The 20,683-nt window shown below is 69.9% G+C and carries 19 protein-coding genes; 14 read left to right on the forward strand and 5 right to left on the reverse strand.

Features of this window, described 5'->3' with window-relative positions:
* Positions 1 to 67 precede the first annotated feature (67 nt).
* The 3 genes from AC5RVZ_RS06630 to AC5RVZ_RS06640 all read left to right on the forward strand — a co-directional run bounded on the left by AC5RVZ_RS06630 (position 68) and on the right by AC5RVZ_RS06640 (position 4,181).
* Positions 68 to 1,561, forward strand: coding sequence for a CoA-acylating methylmalonate-semialdehyde dehydrogenase (locus tag AC5RVZ_RS06630; protein ID WP_494064982.1), 1,494 nt, complete (start codon positions 68 to 70; stop codon positions 1,559 to 1,561).
* A gap of 12 nt (positions 1,562 to 1,573) precedes the next feature.
* Positions 1,574 to 2,944, forward strand: coding sequence for an aspartate aminotransferase family protein (locus AC5RVZ_RS06635; protein WP_494064983.1), 1,371 nt, complete (start codon positions 1,574 to 1,576; stop codon positions 2,942 to 2,944).
* Positions 2,945 to 3,089: 145 nt separating this feature from the next.
* Entirely contained in the window at positions 3,090 to 4,181 is a 1,092-nt protein-coding gene (locus AC5RVZ_RS06640; protein WP_494000753.1) for a GTP pyrophosphokinase, read from the forward strand.
* Between the two features lie 66 nt (positions 4,182 to 4,247).
* Here the strand turns inward: AC5RVZ_RS06640 and AC5RVZ_RS06645 are convergent, their stop codons facing one another.
* Both AC5RVZ_RS06645 and AC5RVZ_RS06650 read right to left on the reverse strand, forming a co-directional pair.
* Entirely contained in the window at positions 4,248 to 5,513 is a 1,266-nt protein-coding gene (locus tag AC5RVZ_RS06645; protein ID WP_494064984.1) for an MFS transporter, read from the reverse strand.
* A 115-nt stretch (positions 5,514 to 5,628) separates the two neighbouring features.
* Positions 5,629 to 6,678: an iron-siderophore ABC transporter substrate-binding protein gene (locus tag AC5RVZ_RS06650; RefSeq protein ID WP_494065505.1), complete on the reverse strand. Its 1,050-nt coding sequence runs from the start codon at positions 6,676 to 6,678 to the stop codon at positions 5,629 to 5,631.
* A 252-nt stretch (positions 6,679 to 6,930) separates the two neighbouring features.
* Here AC5RVZ_RS06650 and AC5RVZ_RS06655 point away from each other — a divergent pair, with 252 nt between their 5' ends.
* From AC5RVZ_RS06655 to AC5RVZ_RS06705, 11 genes are all read left to right on the forward strand, one after another.
* Positions 6,931 to 8,643, forward strand: coding sequence for an amidohydrolase (locus AC5RVZ_RS06655; protein ID WP_494064985.1), 1,713 nt, complete (start codon positions 6,931 to 6,933; stop codon positions 8,641 to 8,643).
* Positions 8,640 to 10,076, forward strand: a complete 1,437-nt coding sequence (locus AC5RVZ_RS06660; RefSeq protein WP_494064986.1) for an NAD(P)/FAD-dependent oxidoreductase — start codon at positions 8,640 to 8,642, stop codon at positions 10,074 to 10,076. Before AC5RVZ_RS06655 ends, AC5RVZ_RS06660 begins: the two co-directional genes overlap by 4 nt.
* Positions 10,077 to 10,087: 11 nt before the next feature.
* Positions 10,088 to 11,566 (forward strand): gamma-aminobutyraldehyde dehydrogenase, encoded by a 1,479-nt coding sequence (locus tag AC5RVZ_RS06665; RefSeq protein ID WP_494064987.1) that lies wholly within the window; start codon positions 10,088 to 10,090, stop codon positions 11,564 to 11,566.
* A 176-nt stretch (positions 11,567 to 11,742) separates the two neighbouring features.
* Complete coding sequence (locus AC5RVZ_RS06670; RefSeq protein WP_494064988.1) at positions 11,743 to 11,898, forward strand: hypothetical protein; 156 nt, start codon at positions 11,743 to 11,745, stop codon at positions 11,896 to 11,898.
* 68 nt (positions 11,899 to 11,966) lie between these two features.
* On the forward strand, positions 11,967 to 12,467 hold the full coding sequence (locus tag AC5RVZ_RS06675; protein WP_494064989.1) for a methylated-DNA--[protein]-cysteine S-methyltransferase: 501 nt from the start codon (positions 11,967 to 11,969) through the stop codon (positions 12,465 to 12,467).
* A 47-nt stretch (positions 12,468 to 12,514) separates the two neighbouring features.
* The gene (locus tag AC5RVZ_RS06680; RefSeq protein ID WP_494064990.1) at positions 12,515 to 13,039 is read left to right on the forward strand and encodes an RNA polymerase sigma factor; all 525 of its coding nucleotides are present in this window, start codon (positions 12,515 to 12,517) and stop codon (positions 13,037 to 13,039) included.
* A complete protein-coding gene (locus tag AC5RVZ_RS06685; protein WP_494064991.1) occupies positions 13,036 to 13,668 on the forward strand; it encodes a methylated-DNA--[protein]-cysteine S-methyltransferase in 633 nt (210 codons plus the stop codon). The genes AC5RVZ_RS06680 and AC5RVZ_RS06685 overlap by 4 nt, the downstream gene beginning before the upstream one ends.
* Positions 13,665 to 14,330 (forward strand): alpha-ketoglutarate-dependent dioxygenase AlkB family protein, encoded by a 666-nt coding sequence (locus AC5RVZ_RS06690; protein ID WP_494064992.1) that lies wholly within the window; start codon positions 13,665 to 13,667, stop codon positions 14,328 to 14,330. The genes AC5RVZ_RS06685 and AC5RVZ_RS06690 overlap by 4 nt, the downstream gene beginning before the upstream one ends.
* Before the next feature lie 69 nt (positions 14,331 to 14,399).
* Entirely contained in the window at positions 14,400 to 15,002 is a 603-nt protein-coding gene (locus AC5RVZ_RS06695; RefSeq protein ID WP_494064993.1) for a DNA-3-methyladenine glycosylase I, read from the forward strand.
* A 146-nt stretch (positions 15,003 to 15,148) separates the two neighbouring features.
* The gene (locus tag AC5RVZ_RS06700; RefSeq protein WP_494064994.1) at positions 15,149 to 15,541 is read left to right on the forward strand and encodes a universal stress protein; all 393 of its coding nucleotides are present in this window, start codon (positions 15,149 to 15,151) and stop codon (positions 15,539 to 15,541) included.
* Positions 15,542 to 15,544: 3 nt separating this feature from the next.
* The gene (locus AC5RVZ_RS06705; protein ID WP_494064995.1) at positions 15,545 to 16,399 is read left to right on the forward strand and encodes a DNA-3-methyladenine glycosylase family protein; all 855 of its coding nucleotides are present in this window, start codon (positions 15,545 to 15,547) and stop codon (positions 16,397 to 16,399) included.
* An 81-nt stretch (positions 16,400 to 16,480) separates the two neighbouring features.
* Here the strand turns inward: AC5RVZ_RS06705 and AC5RVZ_RS06710 are convergent, their stop codons facing one another.
* The 3 genes from AC5RVZ_RS06710 to AC5RVZ_RS06720 form a co-directional block, all read right to left on the reverse strand.
* Positions 16,481 to 17,392, reverse strand: a complete 912-nt coding sequence (locus tag AC5RVZ_RS06710) for an aldo/keto reductase (protein ID WP_494064996.1) — start codon at positions 17,390 to 17,392, stop codon at positions 16,481 to 16,483.
* Between the two features lie 91 nt (positions 17,393 to 17,483).
* Positions 17,484 to 18,788, reverse strand: coding sequence for an MFS transporter (locus tag AC5RVZ_RS06715; RefSeq protein ID WP_494064997.1), 1,305 nt, complete (start codon positions 18,786 to 18,788; stop codon positions 17,484 to 17,486).
* A 360-nt stretch (positions 18,789 to 19,148) separates the two neighbouring features.
* A complete protein-coding gene (locus tag AC5RVZ_RS06720; protein ID WP_494064998.1) occupies positions 19,149 to 20,495 on the reverse strand; it encodes an NAD(P)/FAD-dependent oxidoreductase in 1,347 nt (448 codons plus the stop codon).
* Between the last annotated feature and the right edge of the window lie 188 nt (positions 20,496 to 20,683).

Genomic DNA, 20,683 nt, shown 5'->3' on the forward strand with positions numbered 1-20,683 from the left:
CGCACGTGTCCCGGTTCACTTCGTGGCCGCGGCCAAGTGCGGGTAACAACTCAAAGCAAGGAGCACCATGCAGACCATCCAGCACTGGATCCAGGGGACCTACACCGCCCCGGAGCCCGACAGCCGACTCGGCGACGTGAGCAACCCGGCCACCGGCAAGGTCTCCGCCCGCGTCGCCCTGGCCAGCACCGCCGTCGTCGATCAAGCGGTGCAGGCGGCAGCGGCAGCGTTCCCGGCCTGGCGCGACACGTCGCTGGCCCGCCGCATGCAGATCCTGTTCAACTTCCGTGAGCTGCTGAACGCGCGCAAGGGCGAACTGGCCGCCATCATCACCGCCGAGCACGGCAAGGTGCTGGACGACGCGCTCGGCGAGGTGTCGCGCGGGCAGGAGGTTGTGGAATTCGCCTGCGGCATCCCGCACCTGCTGAAGGGCGGCTACACCGAGAACGCCTCCACCAAGGTGGACGTGCACTCGATCCGGCAGCCGGTGGGGCCGGCCGCGATCATCTCGCCCTTCAACTTCCCCGCGATGGTACCCATGTGGTTCTTCCCGGTGGCGATCGCCAGCGGCAACACCGTGGTCCTGAAGCCCAGCGAAAAGGACCCGACGGCCGCTAATTGGATGGCCGAGCTGTGGAAGGAAGCCGGGCTGCCCGACGGCGTCTTTAACGTGGTGCACGGCGACAAGGAAGCCGTGGACGCCCTGCTGGAGCACCCCGAGATCAAGTCCGTTTCCTTCGTCGGGTCGACGCCGATCGCCCGCTACGTGTATGAGCGCGGCACGGCCTCCGGCAAGCGGGTGCAGGCGCTGGGCGGGGCCAAGAACCACATGCTGGTGCTCCCCGATGCCGACCTGGACCTGGCCGCCGATGCCGCGGTCAACGCCGGCTACGGCGCGGCCGGCGAGCGCTGCATGGCGATCTCCGCGGTGGTGGCAGTGGAGTCCGTCGCGGACGAACTGGTGGCCAAGATCGCCGAGCGGACCGCAAAGCTGCGCGTGGGCGACGGCCTGCGCGGCACGGATATGGGGCCCCTGATCACGGCGGCTCACCGGGACAAGGTGGCCGGCTACATCACGGCAGGCGTTGAAGCAGGCGCCGAACTGGTGCTGGACGGGCGCACCGTGGAACCGGATGCGGAGGGCGACGGCTTCTTCCTGGCCCCGACGCTGTTCGACCGGGTGACGCCGGAGATGTCCATCTACACGGATGAGATCTTCGGACCGGTCCTGTCGGTGGTGCGGGTGCCGGGCTACGACGAAGGGCTGGCGCTGATCAACGAGAATCAGTACGGCAACGGCACGGCGATTTTCACCAACGACGGCGGTGCCGCCCGCCGCTTCGAGAACGAGGTGCAGGTGGGTATGGTGGGGATCAACGTGCCGATCCCGGTGCCCATGGCGTACTACTCGTTCGGCGGCTGGAAGAACTCGCTGTTCGGTGACAGCCATGCGCATGGTTCCGAGGGCGTGCACTTCTTCACCCGCGGCAAGGTTGTGACCTCGCGCTGGCTGGACCCGAGCCACGGCGGCATCAACCTGGGCTTCCCGCAGAACATCTAGGAGGAGAGAGCCATGACCACCACCACAGGCACACCGTTGAGTTCGGCCGAGCTGGAAGCCGGACGCCGCGCCTACCAGCTGGACCGGCAGCATGTGTTCCATTCCTGGTCCGCCCAGGAACAGATCACCCCTATGGTTGTCACCCGGGCGGAGGGGTCCTGGGTCTGGGACGGCGAGGGCAACAAGCTGCTGGACTTCTCCTCGCAGCTGGTGAACACCAATATCGGCCACCAGCATCCCAAGGTGGTCGCGGCCATCCAGGAGCAGGCCGGGCTGCTGTGCACCGTGGCGCCGCAGCATGCGAACGCCGCCCGGTCCGAGGCCGCGCGGCTGATCGCCGAGCTGACCCCCGGGGACCTGAACCGGGTCTTCTTCACGAACGGCGGCGCGGACGCCGTGGAGCACGCGGTCCGGATGGCCCGTCTCCACACCGGCCGCTACAAGGTGCTCTCCGCCTATCGCTCCTACCACGGCGGGACGGCGCTGGCGGTCAACATCACCGGCGACCCCCGGCGGGTGGCGAACGACTACGGCAACGCCGGCACGGTCCACTTCCACGCCCCCTTCCTGTACCGCAGCCAGTTCCACTCCGCCGACGAGGCGCAGGAATGCCAGCGCGCGCTGGAACACCTGGAAACCACGATCCAGCTGGAAGGAGCGGCCAACATCGCCGCCATCGTGCTGGAATCGATCCCGGGCACCGCGGGCGTCATGGTGCCCCCGCCCGGCTACCTCCAGGGTGTCCGCGACCTGGCGACCAAATACGGGATCGTGTTCATCGCGGACGAGGTGATGGCCGGGTTCGGCCGTGCCGGCAAGTGGTTCGCCATCGACCACGCCGGCGTGGTGCCGGACCTGCTCACCTTCGCCAAGGGCGTGAACTCCGGCTACGTGCCGCTGGGCGGCGTGGCGATCTCCGAGGAGATCTACGCGACCTTCGCCCAACGCGCCTACCCCGGCGGGCTGACCTACTCCGGGCACCCGCTGGCCTGCGCCGCGGCGGTGGCCACGATCAACGCGATGCGGGACGAGAAGATGGTCGAGCATGCGGCGGAGCTGGGCACCACGGTGTTCGGCCCGGGACTTGCGGAGCTGGCGGCCAAGCACCCGTCGGTCGGCGAGGTCCGCGGCGTCGGGGCCTTCTGGGCGGTGGAACTGGTCCGCGACCGGGCCACGCGCGAACCGCTGGCGCCATACGGTTCCTCCAGCCCGGAGATGAACGAGCTGATCGCGGCCTGCAAGTCCCGCGGGCTGCTGCCGTTCGCCAACTTCAACCGGATCCATGTGGTGCCGCCGCTGAACATCAGTGCGGAGGATGCACGCACCGGCTTGGCCATCCTGGACGAGGTGCTGGAGCTGGCGGACACGCACGCCGCGGGCTGAGCCGGCGCGGCGGGCGCGCCCCGAACTGGGTGCGTTCGCCGCGGGCCCGCAGCCCGCTCCCGGCATCCTGCGGATACGTTCCGCGGCCGCTGTCTTGGTAGGTTATTCACTTACCGCATGAAGCTACCGCAGGAGAGCCAGGAGCATGGGCATGCATTGGGATCGGTTGGATGAGCAACTGCGCCCGCAGGTGGAAGCCAGCACGGCGCACTACGAGCGGGTTCGCCCGGCGTTGGAAACGGTCACCTCGCAGCTGCAGTCGGACATCCGCAACATCTTCCGCACCGCCGAACTCACGCCGCTGTTCGTCACGGCCCGGACCAAGAGCGTGGAGTCTTTCCGGGACAAGGCGTCGCGGATGCTCCAGCCGGCCGAACCCGGCGGCGCCCCGGCGCTGGAATTCCCCGATCCGCTGCGCGAGATCCAGGATCTGGTGGGCGTACGGGTGATCGTCAGCCTGCCGCACCAGATCCGGCAGGCCGCCGCGCTGATCAAGCGCCAGCGCAGCGACTTCGACTGCCGCGCCGACCGGGAGAAGGATATCGGCTCGATCGAGTCCGGCACCTACGGCTACGCCAGCCGCCACCTGATCCTGCGCACGCTGCAGAACAACGCGGTGAAGGCGTACCAGCAGGCCCTGGGCGAACCTGCCCGCGCCACCGGCAGCTACCTCTTCGAGGTCCAGATCCGTACGATCCTTTCGCACGCCTGGTCGGAACTGGAGCACGATATCCGCTTCAAGTCCGCTGACCCGCGTGCTTGGAGCCCCTATTTCGACCGGCAGTTCACGGCCACGGCGGCCATGCTGGAGGCAGTCGAGTCGGCCTTCGCCGAACTCCACGACCGCTACGAAACCGTCACCGGCTACTGGGACGAAGAGGGCGAAGGCGCCGCGCCGCTGACCCCCCGCCGGGTCCGCGAGGTCTGGCAGACCCTGCTGCCGCACGTGGACCGCAAGTCCGACGACGACTGGGGCTGGGCGGCGGAGTTGCTGGCGGCGCACGGCCTGAAGACCACGACCGAGCTGGCGGCCTTGCTGAATCCGGAAACCATCACGGATGTCCGCGCCGCCCTGGAACACCGCTACTCCCCCGGACCGGACCGCCTGCTGGACGATCTGCTGCTGTGGCGCTTCGGCCGCCGCCACATCGAGCTCACCGCCGGCGAGGACGAGCACCGGCGCGAGTCGCTGCAGCGCCGGTTCCGGCAGCTGGAGACCTACCGCCAGGGCATGTAGGCGGCCGCCGCCCAGACTGTCAGGCGCCCGGTCGCTTGGCCGTTCACCCGGCCGGCGCGGACGGGCTCACCCGGCCGGCGCGGTCGGGCTCACCGGTGTGAAGGCGAAGCGGTCCCGTCCAACCAGCAGCCCGATCGCCGCCTGCGCCACGGCGATGAGGCACAGCAGCGCCAGGGAGGTTTCCCAGGCCCCGGTGGCGGCAAAGAGCCCGCCGAAGATCGGCGGGCCGGCGGCGGCCAGCAGGTATCCGATCGACTGCGCCATGCCGGAGAGGGCGCCGGCTTCGCGGTGGGTGCGGGTGCGCAGGCCGAAGAGCGAGAGCGCGGTGACCAGGGAGCTGCCGCAGCCGAAGCCCGCCACCAGCACCCAGAACAGCATGACCTGCGGCATCAGCATCATGCCCAGGCCGCCGGCCACCACCAGCAGGGGCGGCAGCGAAGCGGCCAGGCGCTGGGTCGGCCCGCGCAGGGCAACGGGGGTCAGCAGGCTGGATACCACCCCGATCAGCTGGAACAGCATGAGGTCCCAGCCGGAGGCCAGGTCCCCGCGGCCGTGGAAGCGTTCCAGGGTGGGCAGCCACGTGATGAGAATGTAGAAGGTCATCGACTGCAGGCCCATGTACACCGTCACGTGCCAGGCGAGGCCGGACTTCCACACCGAACCCCGGACCAGAGCCGGCGCGGCGGCGGCACGGGCCCGCTCTTCGGCCGCGGTGCCGCCGCGCAGGCGGGGAAGCCACAGCAGCACGGCCGGCACCGCCAGCACCACGAACGCCGCCAGGGCGAAGCGCCAGCCGGCCGGTCCGCCGCCCACCGGAAGGAGCGCCAGCGGCACCGCCAGGCCGGCGCCGAGGGATGCGCAGCCGCCCAGCACAGCAGAATAGGCGCCGGTCAGCGAGGCCATCCGGTCCGGGAAGTCCCGCTTGAGCAGCGCGGGCAGCATCACGTTGCAGACGGCAATGGCCGCACCGATCAGGAAGGTGCCGATCCACAGATTCGCGATGGCGCCGGGAACCGGGCGCAGGAACGTCCCGGCCACCAACAGCATCAGGGCACCGAAAACCGTGCGCTCGACGCCGAACTTTTCGCTCAGTCCGTGCGCCAGCGGGGACACCGCGCCGAAGGCCAGCAGCGGGACCGCGGCGAGCACGCCCAGGGCGGTGGTGCCCAGCCCGGTGTCCGCGCCGATCTGGTCCAGCAGCGGGCCCACGCTGGTCAGCACCGGGCGCAGGTTGGCTGCCACCAGCAGGATGCCGGCAATCAGCAACCCGGCGGACAACGACTGGCTGGTCCCGCGGGTCTTCACCGCCCCCACCCCTTCCGCGATAGGCAATCTCCGGCAACCTTATGCGACGGGACAGGCAAAGGGGCACCCTGCCCGCGCCGGCACTGCTCACGCTGCGCGGAGGGAGCCCCTCGCCGTAGTCCTGGGGATCGGCGGCCGCGGACTACTTGGCGGCGGCGGCGTCAGCCGCGTCAGCGGCCTCGGCAAGCATGGGCAGGAAGGTATCCAGCGCCCACGGCAGGCTCAGCGGCGATGCGGCGGAAATGGACAGGGTCAGCGTATTGTCCGAGTCAGCCACCAGCGCACCGTCTTTAATCGCCGGGATTTGGCCCAGCAGCGGGTCCTTGCTGATTTGCCGGGCGGTCTTGTCATCCGGCACCCAGGTCACGAACACATCGGATTCCAGTTCGTTGGCCTTCTCGGCCGACCACGGGATGAAGAACTCCTCGGAGCCGGCGGTGGCCTCGGTAACAACATCCGCCTGCACCATGCCAATGCTGGTGAGGAACTTGGGCCGGTTGTCGTTGGCGGTGTAGACGTTCACGCCGTCGCCCTTGGCCGGTTCAAGGTTGCCGTAGATGAAGCTCTTGCCAGCCAGCTGCGGGTACTCCGCGGCCTTGGCCACGATGGTCTGCTCGGTTTCGGCCACCAGGTCCTCGGCTTCCGCACTGCGTCCGAGCGCCTGACCGATCAGCCGGGTGGAGTCCTGCCAGTCCGTGCCGTAGGGAGTCTCCGGGTAAGCGACGACCGGGGCGATCTTGCTGAGTGTGTCGTAGTCCTCCTGGGTCAACCCGGAGTAGGCGGCAAGGATGACGTCCGGGGCCAGCTCGGCAATCTCGTCGAAGGCGATGCCGTCCACCTCCGAATACAGGGTGGGCGCATTCTCGCTGCCGATCGCGGCGCCCAGCTCCTCCAGCTTGGCGTCACGCCACGGGGTGGACCCGTTCTCGTTTCCGCCCCAGTCTTCTTTGGGCATGCCGACCGGAACCACACCCAGCGCCAGCGACACATCGGAATTAACCCAGGACACGGTGGCCACGCGTTCGGGCTGCTCTTCGATCACCGTCTCGCCGAAGGCGTGTTCCACCGTCACCGGGAACTGGTCCGACGCCGCGGCCGACGGGCCTCCCTCGGAACCTCCGCCCGCGGGACCGGTGGAACAGGCGGTCAGGGACATCAGGACGACGGCGGCGGCAGCTGCCAATCCGCGCATGCGTGAAAGGGCCAACTCGGGCCTCCTCGGATCAAGGGATGGAAACAAAGTAAGGGTAGCCTACGCTCACACGGATTAAGCAACTACTTCGTTGCGTATTTCGACGCCGCTGCCGCGGGGCTGCCGGCAGAGCCGGGCCGACGCCGTCACGTTCCGGGGAACCAGCGAAATCCGTTGACAAAGAGACCCCGGTCACTGTGTCATAAGTGAAACCCATTCATTTCCGGCATCCGCCGGGTCAGAGGAGCGGCCATGGCGGCGGACTGGATCTTTCACTCCGGCAGGATCTTCGATGGACGGCGCCTGCTGTCCGGAGCCCCGGCCGTCGCCGTCGCGGACGGGGTGGTCACCGCCATCGGGACCGACGCCGAAGCCCGGGCGGCGGCGGGACCTCATGCCACCGTCGTGGACCTGCGCGGCCGGCTGCTGGCGCCCGGCTTCACGGACGCCCACGTGCATGCCGTGATGGGCGGGATGGAACGGTTGGGCTGCGACCTGTCCCTGTGCGCCGGGGCCGACGAGGTGCTGGACCGGATAGCCGCGTGTGCCTCCTCCGCCGACGGCGGGTGGATCACCGGCGGCGGCTGGCACAAGGCGGATTTCCCGGGCGGCTATCCGACCCGGCAGGCGCTGGATGCGGTGGTCCCGGACCGCCCGGTCTACCTGGTCAACGCGGACCACCACAGTGCCTGGGTCAACAGCCGCGCGCTGGAGTTGGCCGGCATCGATGCCGCCACCCCCGACCCGAAGGACGGCCTGCTGGAGCGCGATGCCTCCGGAAACCCGGACGGGACCCTGCACGAAGGTGCCATGGACCTGGTCAACCGGGTCATCCCGCGGGCGACGGTCGAGGACATGCGGGCCGGTTTGCTGGAGGCCCAGGGCTACCTCCACTCGGTAGGCGTCACCGGATGGCAGGAAGCGATCCTGGGCGACTACGCCGGCTATCCGGAGGCCAGCGCCGCGTACCGGGCCTTGTTGGACGAGGGCCGGCTGACCGGCCGCGCCGCCGGAGCCCTGTGGGTGCCGCGGAACACCAGCCTGGCGACGGTCCCCGACCTGGTCGCGGACTTTATCGCCCGCCGGGAGCAGAATGCGGCGGCCGGTTTCCGCACCACCAGCGCCAAGATCATGGTGGACGGGGTGCCGGAGAACAGGACCGCCGCCATGTTGGAGCCCTACCTGCAGCCCTGCGCCTGTGCCGGCCCGGCCGGACACGAAAGCCCTGCCGCCCCGGACAACGCGGCGGACGGCCCGACGGCGGTCCGCGGGCTGACCTATCTTCCCGAGGACGTTCTGGTGGCAGTAGTGACGGCGCTGGATGCTGCCGGCTTCGACCTGCACCTGCACGTGATCGGCGACCGCGCCGTGCGGGAGGGACTTGACGCCGTCGAGCGTGCCCGGCGGGCAAACGGCCCCGGCAGCGGCCGGCACCACATGGCGCATCTGCAGATCATCCACCCCGCCGACGTCGCCCGCTTCGGCGAATTGGACGTCACCGCGAACCTGCAGGCGCTCTGGGCCTGCAACGACGCCCAGATGCGCGAGCTGACCGTGCCGCTGATCGGCGAGGAACGGGCCGGCTGGCAGTACCCGTTCGCCTCCCTGGCCGCCTCCGGCGCCCGGCTCGCGATGGGCTCGGACTGGCCGGTGTCCAGCCCGGATCCTTGGCAGGCCATCCACGTGGCGGTGAACCGCCGGCACCCGGACGACGGCTCCGACGGGCCGCTGCTTCCGGGCGAGGCGCTGTCCCTGCAGGCCGCGCTGGCCGCCTATACCTCCGGCTCGGCCTGGCTGAACCGCCAGGACGACGGCGGCCGGATTGTTCCCGGGGCGCCGGCCGACCTGGCCGTGCTGACCGTCGACCCGTTCAGCCTTCCCCCGGAGGAACTGCACACCGTCGGCACCGACATGACCCTGGTGGCCGGCCAACCGGTGTTCGAACGGCAGGGGGCGGCTGCATGAAAACGTTCTACGACCGTGCCGAAGAGCAGATCCCGGCCGCACGCCTCGACGCCGCGTTGGCCGGGGCGTCCCCGACGCCGTACTGGCTGGATGACCCCTCGCGCCCCGAACCGTTGTCGTCCTTGCGCGGCACCGTAACGGCGGACCTGGCGGTGGTCGGCGGCGGCTACACCGGGTTGTGGACCGCGCTGCTGGCCAAGGAGCGCGACCCGGACCGCTCGGTAGTGCTCCTGGAGGGCAACCGCATCGGCTGGGCCGCGTCCGGCCGCAACGGCGGCTTCTGCGAAGCCAGCCTGACCCACGGGAGCGCGAACGGGCAAAGACACCTCCCCGGCGAAAACGAACTGCTGGACAAGCTGGGTTTGCAGAACCTGGACGAGATCGAAGAGAGCCTGGCCCGGTACGGGATCGACGCCGGCTTTGAACGCACCGGCACGCTGTCCGTGGCCACCGAAGAGCACCACGTCGGCTGGCTTGCCGAGGAGGCCGCCGAGGACCCCGCGCTCGAGTTCCTGGACCAGGCCGCCGTCCAACAGCAGGTGGCCTCCCCCGCCTACCGGGCAGGGTTGCGGGACCGGCGGGGAACGGCGATGGTGCATCCGGCGAAACTGGCCTGGGGGCTGCGCGACGCCTGCCTGCGCGCCGGCGTCGAGATTTATGAACACACGCCGGCACGTTCCCTGTCCCAGCGGGCGGGGTCCATCCTGCTGCGCACCGACGCCGGCTCCGTGGCCGCCGGACGCGTCGCGCTGGCGACCAATGCCTTCCCGTCGCTGCTGGCGCGCACCCGGCTGCATACCGTCCCGGTGTACGACTACGCGTTGATGACGGAACCGCTGACCGGCGGGCAACGGGAATCGCTGGGCTGGTCCGAGCGGTTCGGCATCGCCGACAACGACAACCGGTTCCATTACTACCGGCTGACCACCGACGCCGACGGGCAGGACCGGATGCTGTTCGGCGGCTACGACGCCGTCTACCACTACGGCAGGTCGCTCCGGCACTCCTACGACCACCGCCCGGAAACCTACCGCCGGCTCGCCGCCCACTTCGCCGCCACCTTCCCGCAACTGGCCGACGTGCGCTTCAGCCACGCCTGGGGCGGTGCCATCGATACCTGCAGCCGCTTCTTCTCCTTCTTCGACACCGCCTACGCCGGCCGGGTGGCCTATTGCGCCGGCTTCACCGGCCTCGGCGTGGGAGCGTCGCGCTTCGGCGCCAACGTGATGCTCGACCTGCTGTCCGGCCGGCCGACGGAACGGACGGAACTGGAGCTGGTGCGGCGGAAGCCGCTGCCGTTCCCGCCCGAGCCGCTCGCCTGGCTCGGCATCAAGCTCACCACCGCTGCCCTGATCCGTGCCGACCGCAACCGGGGACGGCGCGGCCCCTGGCTGAAAGCCATGGACGCGGCCGGCATGGGCTTCGACTCGTAAAGGAGACAAGGATGCACCAGTACATCAACGGCGGGCTCCGCGAGGGCCGCGGAGAGCGCGCCACGCGCGTGAACCCGGCTACCGGCGAGGCCGCGGAGACCATCGCCTATGCTTCCGGGGCCGACGTGGACGACGCCGTGGCGGCGGCCAAGACCGCCTTCCCGGCCTGGGCCGGCGCGACGCCCGCCGAACGTTCCGAGGCCCTGCTGAAGCTGGCGGCCGAACTCGACCGCAGGGCCGCGGAACTGGCGGCGGTGGAGACCGCGCAGACCGGCAAGAGCATCCGCCTGGCCACCGGATTCGACGTACCCGGGACGGTCGACAACGCGGCCTTCTTCGCGGGCGCGGCCCGCCAGTTGCAGGGAGTGGCGGCCGGCGAATACGGCACCGGCGGCACCTCCATGATCCGGCGCGAGCCGATCGGCGTGGTGGGTTCCGTGGCGCCGTGGAATTACCCGCTGCAAATGGCCGCGTGGAAGATCCTGCCGGCGATCGCCGCCGGCAACACCATTGTGCTCAAGCCCTCCGAGCTCACGCCGGGCACCAGCCTGATCTTCGCCGAAGCCGCGGCCGCGGCCGGAATACCGGACGGCGTGGTCAACATCGTCACCGGCGGCGGCCGGGAAGCGGGCGAGGCCCTGGTGACCCACCCGGATGTAGCCATGACGTCATTCACCGGCTCCACCGCCGTCGGACGCCGCATCATGGCGCTGGCCGCGGGGCGCGGAAACCGCGTGCACCTGGAGCTGGGCGGCAAGGCACCGTTCGTGGTGTTCGACGACGCGGACCTGGAAGCCGCCGCGCACGGAGCGGTGGCCGGCTGCACCATCAACGGCGGCCAGGACTGCACCGCCGCCACCCGGGCGTACATCCAGCGGCCGCTGTTCGACGCCTTCACCGCACGGGTCGCCGAGCTGATGGAACGGGTGGTGGTCGGCGACCCCACCGACGACGCCACCGACATGGGCTCCCTGATCAGCCGCGCGCACCGGGACAAGGTGGCGGGCTTCGTGAACCGGGCGCGGGACGCGGGGGCGAAAATCCTCGCCGGCGGCGCCGCTCCCGGCGCCGACCTGGCGGACGGTGCGTACTACCGGCCCACGCTGGTCACCGGCATCGGGCAGGACGCGGAAATAGTCCGCGAGGAAATCTTCGGCCCGGTGCTGACCGCGATTCCGTTCGATACCGACGGCGAGGGCCTCGCGCTGGCCAATGACACGCAGTACGGGCTGGCCGCCTCCGCGTGGACCAGCAGCCTGGCCCGTTCGCTGCGCGCCTCGGCCGAGATCCAGGCCGGCTGCGTCTGGATCAACGACCACATCCCGATCGTCTCCGAAATGCCGCACGGCGGGTACAAGGCGTCCGGCTTCGGCAAGGACATGTCCGCCTATTCGCTGGAGGACTACACGAACATCAAACACGTGAGCATGGGCAGCGACCCGGCCGCGCACAAGGAATGGCAGGACACGGTGTTCCGTTACCGCGGCTGACGGGCCCCGCCCCGACCACCCGCCCCGGCGGCACGTCGTCGCGGCGGCCACGCACCCCGGCGGCACGTCGTCCCCCTGCGCCGCCCCGCCGGTGTGTCCACGAGGCCGGCACTCCCGACGCCGGTAGGCTGGCCCGGACTGTCCGCATTCGGCGGGACGGCTCGAGGAGACACACGGTGACAATGGTTTCGGTGCTTGGGTTCTTGCCCTTGTTGTTCACGCTCGTCGTGGCGGTGCTGGCCGTATGGGTGCTGATCCTGCTGATCGGCTACCTGCGCCTGAAGAACGCGGAACTTCGGGCTGCCGCCGCCCGGAGGCAGGCGGAACAGTAGCGCGGGCTCACATTAACGCGCGCCGGAACGTCTGCACGGGAGAGAATGAAAGCGGACGAAGGAGCGCCATGACCCGCGTGCACACCCTCATCGACACCCCGCTCGGGGAACTGACGGCCGTCGCCGAGGACGGGTCGCTGACCGCGCTCTACTTTCCAAGCCACAAGCGGATGCCGGCTGCCGCAGTGTTCGGCGACCGCACCACCGTCGGCTTCGAAGCCGTCACCGCGCAACTGGACGAGTACTTCGCCGGCCGGCGCACCGGGTTCGACCTGCCGCTGGCGCCGAAGGGCGACCCCTTTAAGCTGAAGGTGTGGGCGCTGCTGCGGCACATCCCCTACGGCCAGACCCGCTCGTACGGCCAGCTCGCAGCCGAGCTGGGCGACCCGCATCTGGCCCAGGCCGTCGGCCATGCCAACGGCCACAACCCGCTGTCCATCGTCGTGCCGTGCCACCGGGTGGTCGGAGCGGACGGATCGCTGGTGGGTTATGCCGGCGGGCTGGAGCGGAAACGCTTCCTGCTGGAGCTGGAAGAGCCGGCGGATGTGAAAGCGGGCAAGCTTTTCTGATGCCCACCTCACGGAATGCGCCCGGCGGGCGTCTACAAGGTGTGCAGATGAAACCCTTCGAGCAACTGGTCAGCGACCACGGCCCCACCGTGCTGCGCGTCTGCCGGGTGGTGCTGGGCCCCGGGCCGGACGCCGAGGACGCCTGGTCGGAGACGTTCCTTTCCGCGCTCAGGGCCTATCCGGGGCTGCCCGCCGCCGCAAACCATGAGGCCTGGCTGGTCACCATCGCCCACCGCAAGGCCATTGACGTGGTCCGGCGGCGGGAGCGCGCTCCGGTGCCGGCAGGGTATCTGCCCGAGTCGCCGTCGACGTTGGGAATCCCCGGGAATGACGACGACGAACTGCACCAGGCCGTCGCGGCCCTGCCCCTGAGGCAGCGCGAAGCCGTCGCGCTGCATTACCTGGCCGGGTTGCCGTACGCCGAAGCCGCCGCACTGACCGGCTCCACCACCGGAGCCGTCCGCCGCGCGGCCGCCGACGGCATCGCCAAGCTGCGGGCGTCGTACCGCGGCGGCCGGGAGCGGGACGCGGGAGCGGCGGCACACCACGCGAGTGAAGGAGTTCTGCGATGACCAACGCACAATCTGCGGCCCGGGACGGCGCTTCCGGACCCGTGCTGGACGTGCTGACCCGCCTGGATCCGGCGCTGTTGCAGCGGCTGCACACCAGGCTGGAACATCAGGCCGCCGCCGAAGGATCCCTCGACCTGGCCTACGCCACCGCCGACACGCCGCTGGGGCGGCTGCTGCTGGCCGCCACGGAGGAAGGACTGGTCCGCGTGGCCTTCGAGGGCGAAAACCACGATGCCGTACTGGCTGAGCTGGCAGCCGGCGTCAGCCCCCGGATCCTGCATGCTCCGGCCCGGCTTGCGGCCGCCGCCCGGCAACTGGACGAGTACTTCGCCGGCCGGCGGCGCTCCTTCGACCTCCGGCTGGACCGCCGGTTGTCCAAGGGATTCCGGGCGGAAGTACTCAGGCACTTGCCCGAGATCCCCTACGGCCGGACCGAAAGCTACGCGCAGGTGGCCGCCGCGGTCGGGAATCCCAAGGCGGTGCGCGCGGTGGGCAGCGCCTGCGCCACCAACCCGCTGCCCGTCGTCGTGCCCTGCCACCGCGTGCTGCGCTCGGACGGCGCCTTCGGCGGCTACCTCGGCGGGCCGGAGGCCAAGGCCTACCTGCTGCACCTGGAGGCAGCGGCGTGAGCACCCTGTTCGAGCACGCTCCGGCCAGCCCGCGCGAGATCGCGCCGGGCGCGGTGCATGTGCCCGGCTGGCTGACCGTGGAACAGCAGCGGGAACTGGTCCGGGCCTGCCGGGAATTCGGCCGCGGACCGGTCCCCTACCGTGCCGCCAAGCTGCCGGGCGGCCACGAAATGAGCGTGCGGACGCTGTGCCTGGGCTGGCATTGGGCGCCGTACAAGTACACCCGCACCGCCGACGACGTGAACGGCGCGCGCGTGCTGGAGTTCCCCGGCTGGCTCGCCGACTGGGGCCGGCGGGCGCTGGCCGACGCCTCGGGGGATCCGGCCGCGGCGCAAGGCTACGAGCCGGATACGGCCCTGATCAACTTCTACGACGACACCGCCAAGATGGGCATGCACCAGGACAAGGACGAACAGGCGGACTTCCCGGTGGTTTCGCTCAGCGTGGGTGACGACTGCTTGTTCCGCTTCGGCAACACCGAAACGCGGACCAAGCCGTATACGGACGTCCGGCTGCGGTCCGGCGACCTGTTCGTCTTCGGCGGGCCGGCCCGGTTTGCCTACCACGGCGTGCCCAGGATCTACCCTCGCACGGCCGATCCCGCCTGCGGGCTGACCGGCGGCCGGCTGAACCTGACCATGCGGGTGACCGGCCTGGGATGAGGGTCCGCGGTTTTCCACAGCATGCAGGGCGGGCCTGCGGGCCGCGCCTCGGTAGGAGAGAATCGAATCATGGAGACAACCGCTTCCGGCGTAGTCCTCTGCGAGGACGGCCTGGCCCGGCCCACGTGGGCCGCCACGGACCCGCTGCTGCGCGAGTACTACGACAGCGAATGGGGCATGCCCGTCCGGGGCGAGCAAGGCGTCTATGAGCGCATCACGCTGGAGGGCTTCCAGGCCGGGCTCTCCTGGGCCACGATCCTGCGCAAACGTCCCGCCTTCCGACAAGCGTTCCATGATTTCCAGGTGGATACCGTCGCCGCGTTCACCGAAGACGACGTCGAGGCGCTGATGCAGGACGCCGGAATCGTGCGGAACCGGGCCAAGATCCGCGCCGCCATCACCAACGCGAAGGCCACCATCGACCTGCGCGCAGAAGGCGGCCTGAGCGACTTCGTCTGGTCGTTCCAGCCGGAGGAGACGCCCGAGCCGCGGCACATCCAGGACGTGCCCACCACATCCCCGGAGTCCGTCGCGCTGTCCAAGGCCCTGCGCAAGCGCGGCTTTGCCTTCGTCGGCCCCACCACCATGTTCGCCCTGATGGAAGCCATCGGCATGATCGACACCCACCTGGTGGACAGCCACCGCCGCGGCTCCTCCGGCGTTTGGGACTAGCACCGGCTTTCACAATCACTTCACGCATCCGCCGCACCGTGGGATGCGTGCCACAATGATGTGCACCCGCTGGCTTTGGGGGGAACCGGACGTGCATGTTCGACCTGGAGCCGGCACCGCAGGAGTTATCCGGTAAGGAGAGCACGTTGACGATTCTTGTTGCCTACGCCCCGCGTCCCGAGGGCCGGGCGGCCCTGAGCAAGGGCATTCAAATGGCCACGCAGAACAATGAGAAGCTGGTGGTCGTCAACGCCAGCCCGGGCGGGGCGCAGAAGGACGAGTCGTTCTCGGACGCCCACGACGCGGCATGGGTGCAGCAGGAACTGTACAATTCCGGCCTGCAGGCAGAGTTCAAGCAGTATGTCCGCGGCAAGGACGCCGTGGACGAGATCGTGGAACTGGTTGAAGAACTCTCGGTCTCGCTGCTGGTCATCGGCCTGCGCCGGCGCTCCCCGGTGGGCAAGCTGATCATGGGCAGCACCGCCCAAGAGATCCTGCTGACCGTCGACTGTCCGGTCCTGGCGGTCAAGGCCCGCTGACCCATGCAGGTCGGCCTGCCGCTGCTTCCGCCGTTCGACTCCCCCGCCGCGCTGGCCGCCCTGGCCGCCCATGCGGTACCCGGCCTCGAAACCGTCGATGTGGCGGCGGGCACCTGCACGCGCCTGTTCAACACCGGCGCCGGCCCGGTGCCGGTCACGGCCACCCTGTCACCCGACGCCGTTGACCTGGACATCGGCAGCGACTCCCCAGCAGTCCTGAGGGAGATTACGACGGCGGTGCGCGGCTGGCTCGACCTGGACTTGGAACCGGAGCGGGTGGCGGCTGCGTTGGGTGCCGACCCGGTGCTCGGGCCCCTGCTCGCCGACCGCCCCGGGCTGCGGATCCTTGGGTACCCGGACGGCTTCGAAGGTGCCGTCTCCACCGTGATCGGCCAGCAGGTCTCGCTCGCCGCGGCCCGCACCTTCACGGCCCGGCTGGTCTCTGCCTTCGGCTCCCGGCCAGGCACCGGCCTGGCACTGTTCCCAACTCCGGCTGCCCTGGCCGACGCCGGCCCCGACGCCGTCCGCGAAGCCGTCGGGCTGACCTGCGCCCGCGCCCGGACCGTCCAGGTCCTGGCCGAAGCCTGCGGGGACGGTCTGGACCTCTCTCCGGATGCGGACCTCCCGGACACCCGCCGCCGCCTGCTGGCGCTGCCCGGCATCGGCCCGTGGACGGTCGAGTACCTCGCCATGCGGGCGCTGCACGACCGCGATGCCTATCCCGACGGCGACCTGGTGCTGCGGCGGGCCCTCGGAGTGAAAACCGCCGCCGAGGCCCGCGCGCTCGGCCGGTCCTGGTCGCCGGTGCGGGCCTACGCCGTTTTCCATCTCTGGACCGCCTCGGCGTACCTGCCTTAGGCAAGCCCTGCACCGGCGACCCGTGCAGGGGGCGAAAGCGGCGTCTCCTTCCGGCCGCTTACGCTCCGGGGAGTGCACCCCTCATCTCCGGGCCGCAGAGCCCGCCTGCTCGATGCGCTCCAACAGCTCCGCCGGCAACCGGATCTGCGGCGCCGTGAGGTTGGAGCGCAGGTGTTCCGGTTTCACGGTGCCGATCACCGCACTGGAGACCCCCGGATGGCTGAGCACGAAGGCCAGCGCGATCTCGCTCGCGGAGAGGCCGTCGACGTCGTTGATGAACCGGTACTTCCGGCCCTGCACAAACTTGTGCCGGTGGTTCTTCAGCGCCCGCAACAGGTACCAGACGTCGCTGGGGCCGGTGATCTTGAAGATGTCGCGCGAGTAGAGGGTCTGGGCCAGCGGCGACTTGAGCTTGACGCCCACTCCGGCTTCCTGCGCCTGCGAGATCACCGGCGCCAGCGACCGGTCCACGATGTTGTATTCCAGCATGAGGGCGTCGAAAATGCCCAGCTTCAGCGCCTTCGCGGCCCCGCCGCGGCCGGTGGAGACGCCGAGCGCCCCGACCTTCCCCTGTTCCTTCAGCTTCAGGACGGTGTCGATCGCGGGACCGGCCGGATGCGGGAAACCATGGAAGTGCAGCAAGGGCAGGTGGTCCAGCTGGAGCCGCCGCAGGCTGCCGTGCACGCTGTTTTCGATGGCGCGGGCCGAGTAATCCTTTACGTTCCGGTTGTTGATCCAGTGGGATCCGACCTTCGTGGAGATCACCAGATTTTCGGTGCGGCCCTTGAGGAGCCGGCCCAACCGCTCCTCGGCGTTCCCGCGGCTGTAATTCGGGCCGGTGTCAAAGGCGGTGATGCCGCCGTCGAGCGCCTGGCCGATCAAATGTGCCGCCTGCCGTTCGGGGAAAGCCTTCATGCCCCAGTACCCGCCGGCCCCAAAACTCAGTTCTGAGACGTGCAATCCCGACCGTCCGAGTGCGCGTTGTTTCACCATGTGCCTTCCTGCCGTCCCAAATCTAACCATTCACCAAGCTACCCGAGGCGGCTCTCCGGCCCTGCCCCGGAAGCCGGTCAGGCCAGGCGTGTCAGCGCACGACGCCGGCGCGGTTGCCGTAGGCGCGGAGGGCGACGGCCAGCACCGAGCACAGCAGGTATCCGGCGCCCACCAGGAGCCAGCCGGTATCGAAGCTGCCGGTGGTCTCGAGCAGCAGGCCCATGAGCAGGGGACCGGCGGCGAAACCGACATACATCCCCATCGAGACAATCCCGGAGGCCGCTCCCACCCGTTCGGCCGCAACCACGCGCATCACCCCCGCGATCACCACCACATTGGTGCCCAGCACGGTGGCCCCGTGCAGGACGACGCCCAGCCAGAGCAACGCCGGGACTCCGAGCGAGCCCGAGGCCAGGAATGCTCCCGCTCCGCCGAGCGCCCCGATTCCGAGCAGGATGAGCAGCGTGGAGGCCCGCACACCGGTGGCCATGCGCCGCCCCCACAGCACCCGGGAGGTCACGCCGACGACGCCGGAGACGCCGGCTGCCACGCCGCCCATGACCAGGCTGAAGCCCAGTTCCCGGACGGTGAACAGCGGCAGGTAGACGTTGGTGGCCTGCATGCCCAGGCCGGACAACAGCGCGTAACCGGCGAACAGCCAGACCGAGAGCGGGAACCGGGCCGGCGCGCCGGCGCCCTCGGTTTGCTGTGTGCGGTCTGTGCGGCCCGGCGGGGCGGCCGGGGCGCTCGCGCCAGGTGCGGCCGGGGCATCGGTCGGCGGTGTGGCGGACGGCGCCGCGTTTGCGGGAGGCGCCTTCGCCGCCGTCGTTTCGGTGCCCCGTTCAGGGAGTTGGCGCAGCCCGTAGAGCAACAGCCCGACGGCGACGACGGCCGCCAGGGCGGTGGCGCCTTGCCAGCCGGCCCAGAGCGCGGCGACGGGGAAGAACAAGCCCGAGAACAGCTGGCTGCCCTGAACGCCGGATTGCTTGACCCCGATCCAGCCCGGGCGCTTGGGCGCTGGAACCTGGGTCATGATGATCCGGTTCGTGGTCGGGTTGGAAATGGCCTGCGTGGGGCCGGCCAGCAGCGCGGCGATCACCAGCACCAGATAGTGATGGGACAGCGAGGCGACCACCAGTGCCACCGCCGTGCCGGCGAAGATCAGGATCAGCTGGGCGCGGCTGGAAATCCGGTCGCTGAGTTTGCCCAGCCACATGCTGGAGACGGCGGCGCTGGCGAAAATGGCCGTGGCCAGCAGGCCGAATTGGGCCTCGCTGATGCCCAGGTCGTCGATGACCAGCGGGCTGACGGTGCTCAGGCCGTAGTTCAGCAGCGGGCCGACGCCCATGGCGCAGGTCAGGACGAAAAGCAGTGCGCCACTGGGGTGTCTGGACATACTGCTCTCCTCGCTGCCCGGGTCGGGCTCCGTCCAGCAGGTTACTCCCCGCGCCGGCCTTCCGGCGGCAGGCTTCGCAGCAGAACGGTCTCCGACCGTAACAATGGAGAGGTAACTCACGTGCGGCGGCGCCGGCCGGACTCCCGCCGCCCTGGTGGCGCCCGGACGGGCGCGGGAGGGCGCGGGAGGGTGCGGGCCGGTGGCTTCCGCCCTGCCGGCGGGCAGCCACGGAGCTACCGGCGGCGGCGCGACACTAACTCAGCCCCAGCCGGGGCCGGCGACCTGCCTGCGGCCCGCCCGACACCTGCCTTCTTGCCCGGGGGCTGCCTGCTTGGCCGGGGCCTGCCTGCTGGCCCGGGCCTACGCCCGGCCCTTCTGCGTGCCGGCATGCGCCTCCACAAAGGCGCGCCGGGGATGCTGGGTGGCGCCCATCGACGTGATGTCCCGGCCGCCGAACACCAGCGGGCTCCAGCCAGCCAGCAGGCGCCATTTGTGGATCCAGGTGGGCAGCGCCAAGCCGTGGTAGCCCATGGCGGCATACCAGGCGGGCTTGCCCTTTAACTCGTAGCCAAAGATCTTCGCGGCGCCCCGGCCGACGCCGTAGGTCGCGACCGTTCCCAGCGATTTGTGCCGGTACTCGGCGGGCGGCCGCCCCTCCACCGCGTTGACTATGTTGTGGGCGAGGTGCTTGGCCTGGCGGACCGCATGCTGGGCGTTCGGCGGGCAGTAGGCCGGCTGCTTTTCCGCCTCCAGATCGGGTACCTGGGCGCAGTCGCCGGCGGCCCATGCACCTTGCACTACCTGACCGGCATCGTCGATGACCTGCAGCCGGGCGTTGGCGTTCACGTGTCCCTTCGGGCCGCGCGGCACGTTCGTGTGGTCCAGCACCGGATTGGGCTTCATGCCGGCCGTCCAGATGATGAGACCGGCCGGAATGCGCTCGCCGGTACTGAGTTCGGCCACCGAGTCCTCGCAGGACGGCATGGTGGTGTTCAGCCGCACATCGATGCCGCGCTGGCGCAGCTGGTCCAGGGTCCACTCCGAGAGATTCGGTCCGACCTCGGGGGCCACCCGGTCCAGCGCCTCGACCAGCACCCAGCGCAGCTGCGAACGGTCCAGCTCCGGATGCGCGTCCACGGCGAGTTTGGACAGGTCGCTTAACTCGGTCAGGGCCTCGACGCCGGTGTAGCCGCCGCCGACCACCACGAACGTGAGTGCCTTGGCCCGTTCCTCCGGGTCGCTCGTGCCGGCGGCCAGCGCCACGTTGTCGAGCACCTTGTCACGGCAGTAGATGGCCTCTTCCACGGTCTTGAACCCGATGCCGTGCTGCTCCAGCCCAGGCGTGGGGAAGGTCCTGGTGACCGCTCCGACGGCGAAGACCACATGGTCGTAGGCCACCGAAAATTGGTCGCCGCCGAGCTCGCGCAGCTGGGCGTTCTTCGCCTGGACGTCCAGCGAAACCAGCTTGCCGCGGACGATGTCGACCTTCTTCAGCGCGCTGCGGAGGTTGACCGTGACGATTCGCGGTTCGATTTCCCCGCCGCCCACCTCCGGCAGCAGCGGCTGGTACGTCATGTAGGAGTTGGGCTCAACCACGGTGATCCGTGCCGCCGACGGGCCCAGCCGCTTGCGGATTCCCCAGGCAGTGTAGAGGCCGACGTAGCCGCCGCCCAGGATGAGGATGTGGGGCGTCGCTGAAGTGGTCATGGTCCAGGTTTCCTCCCTGTTTGTCGACAGTGATTCGGTGGTCCTGGTGCATTCTTCGCCGGCAGGTGCGGGGCCGGCCTGCGGCCAGACTAGCACCGCCCCAGACGCAGCTGAACCCTCGGTCGGGCCCCGCTTCCGGCAGGGCCGCATTCGCCGGCCCGCTCCCCCGGCGTGCCCTGCGTGCCCTG

This window comes from Arthrobacter sp. Cza30, assembly GCF_059090765.1.

Excerpts from the sequence above, each read along its gene's own strand:
- AC5RVZ_RS06695 (WP_494064993.1), top strand. The coding sequence starts at position 14,400 with ATGGAGACAACCGCTTCCGGCGTAGTCCTCTGCGAGGACGGCCTGGCC.
- AC5RVZ_RS06710 (WP_494064996.1), bottom strand. The coding sequence starts at position 17,392 with ATGGTGAAACAACGCGCACTCGGACGGTCGGGATTGCACGTCTCAGAA.
- AC5RVZ_RS06665 (WP_494064987.1), top strand. The coding sequence starts at position 10,088 with ATGCACCAGTACATCAACGGCGGGCTCCGCGAGGGCCGCGGAGAGCGC.
- AC5RVZ_RS06640 (WP_494000753.1), top strand. The coding sequence starts at position 3,090 with ATGGGCATGCATTGGGATCGGTTGGATGAGCAACTGCGCCCGCAGGTG.
- AC5RVZ_RS06680 (WP_494064990.1), top strand. The coding sequence starts at position 12,515 with ATGAAACCCTTCGAGCAACTGGTCAGCGACCACGGCCCCACCGTGCTG.
- AC5RVZ_RS06705 (WP_494064995.1), top strand. The coding sequence starts at position 15,545 with ATGCAGGTCGGCCTGCCGCTGCTTCCGCCGTTCGACTCCCCCGCCGCG.
- AC5RVZ_RS06630 (WP_494064982.1), top strand. The coding sequence starts at position 68 with ATGCAGACCATCCAGCACTGGATCCAGGGGACCTACACCGCCCCGGAG.
- AC5RVZ_RS06715 (WP_494064997.1), bottom strand. The coding sequence starts at position 18,788 with ATGTCCAGACACCCCAGTGGCGCACTGCTTTTCGTCCTGACCTGCGCC.
- AC5RVZ_RS06675 (WP_494064989.1), top strand. The coding sequence starts at position 11,967 with ATGACCCGCGTGCACACCCTCATCGACACCCCGCTCGGGGAACTGACG.
- AC5RVZ_RS06650 (WP_494065505.1), bottom strand. The coding sequence starts at position 6,678 with ATGCGCGGATTGGCAGCTGCCGCCGCCGTCGTCCTGATGTCCCTGACC.
- AC5RVZ_RS06655 (WP_494064985.1), top strand. The coding sequence starts at position 6,931 with ATGGCGGCGGACTGGATCTTTCACTCCGGCAGGATCTTCGATGGACGG.
- AC5RVZ_RS06660 (WP_494064986.1), top strand. The coding sequence starts at position 8,640 with ATGAAAACGTTCTACGACCGTGCCGAAGAGCAGATCCCGGCCGCACGC.
- AC5RVZ_RS06720 (WP_494064998.1), bottom strand. The coding sequence starts at position 20,495 with ATGACCACTTCAGCGACGCCCCACATCCTCATCCTGGGCGGCGGCTAC.
- AC5RVZ_RS06635 (WP_494064983.1), top strand. The coding sequence starts at position 1,574 with ATGACCACCACCACAGGCACACCGTTGAGTTCGGCCGAGCTGGAAGCC.
- AC5RVZ_RS06685 (WP_494064991.1), top strand. The coding sequence starts at position 13,036 with ATGACCAACGCACAATCTGCGGCCCGGGACGGCGCTTCCGGACCCGTG.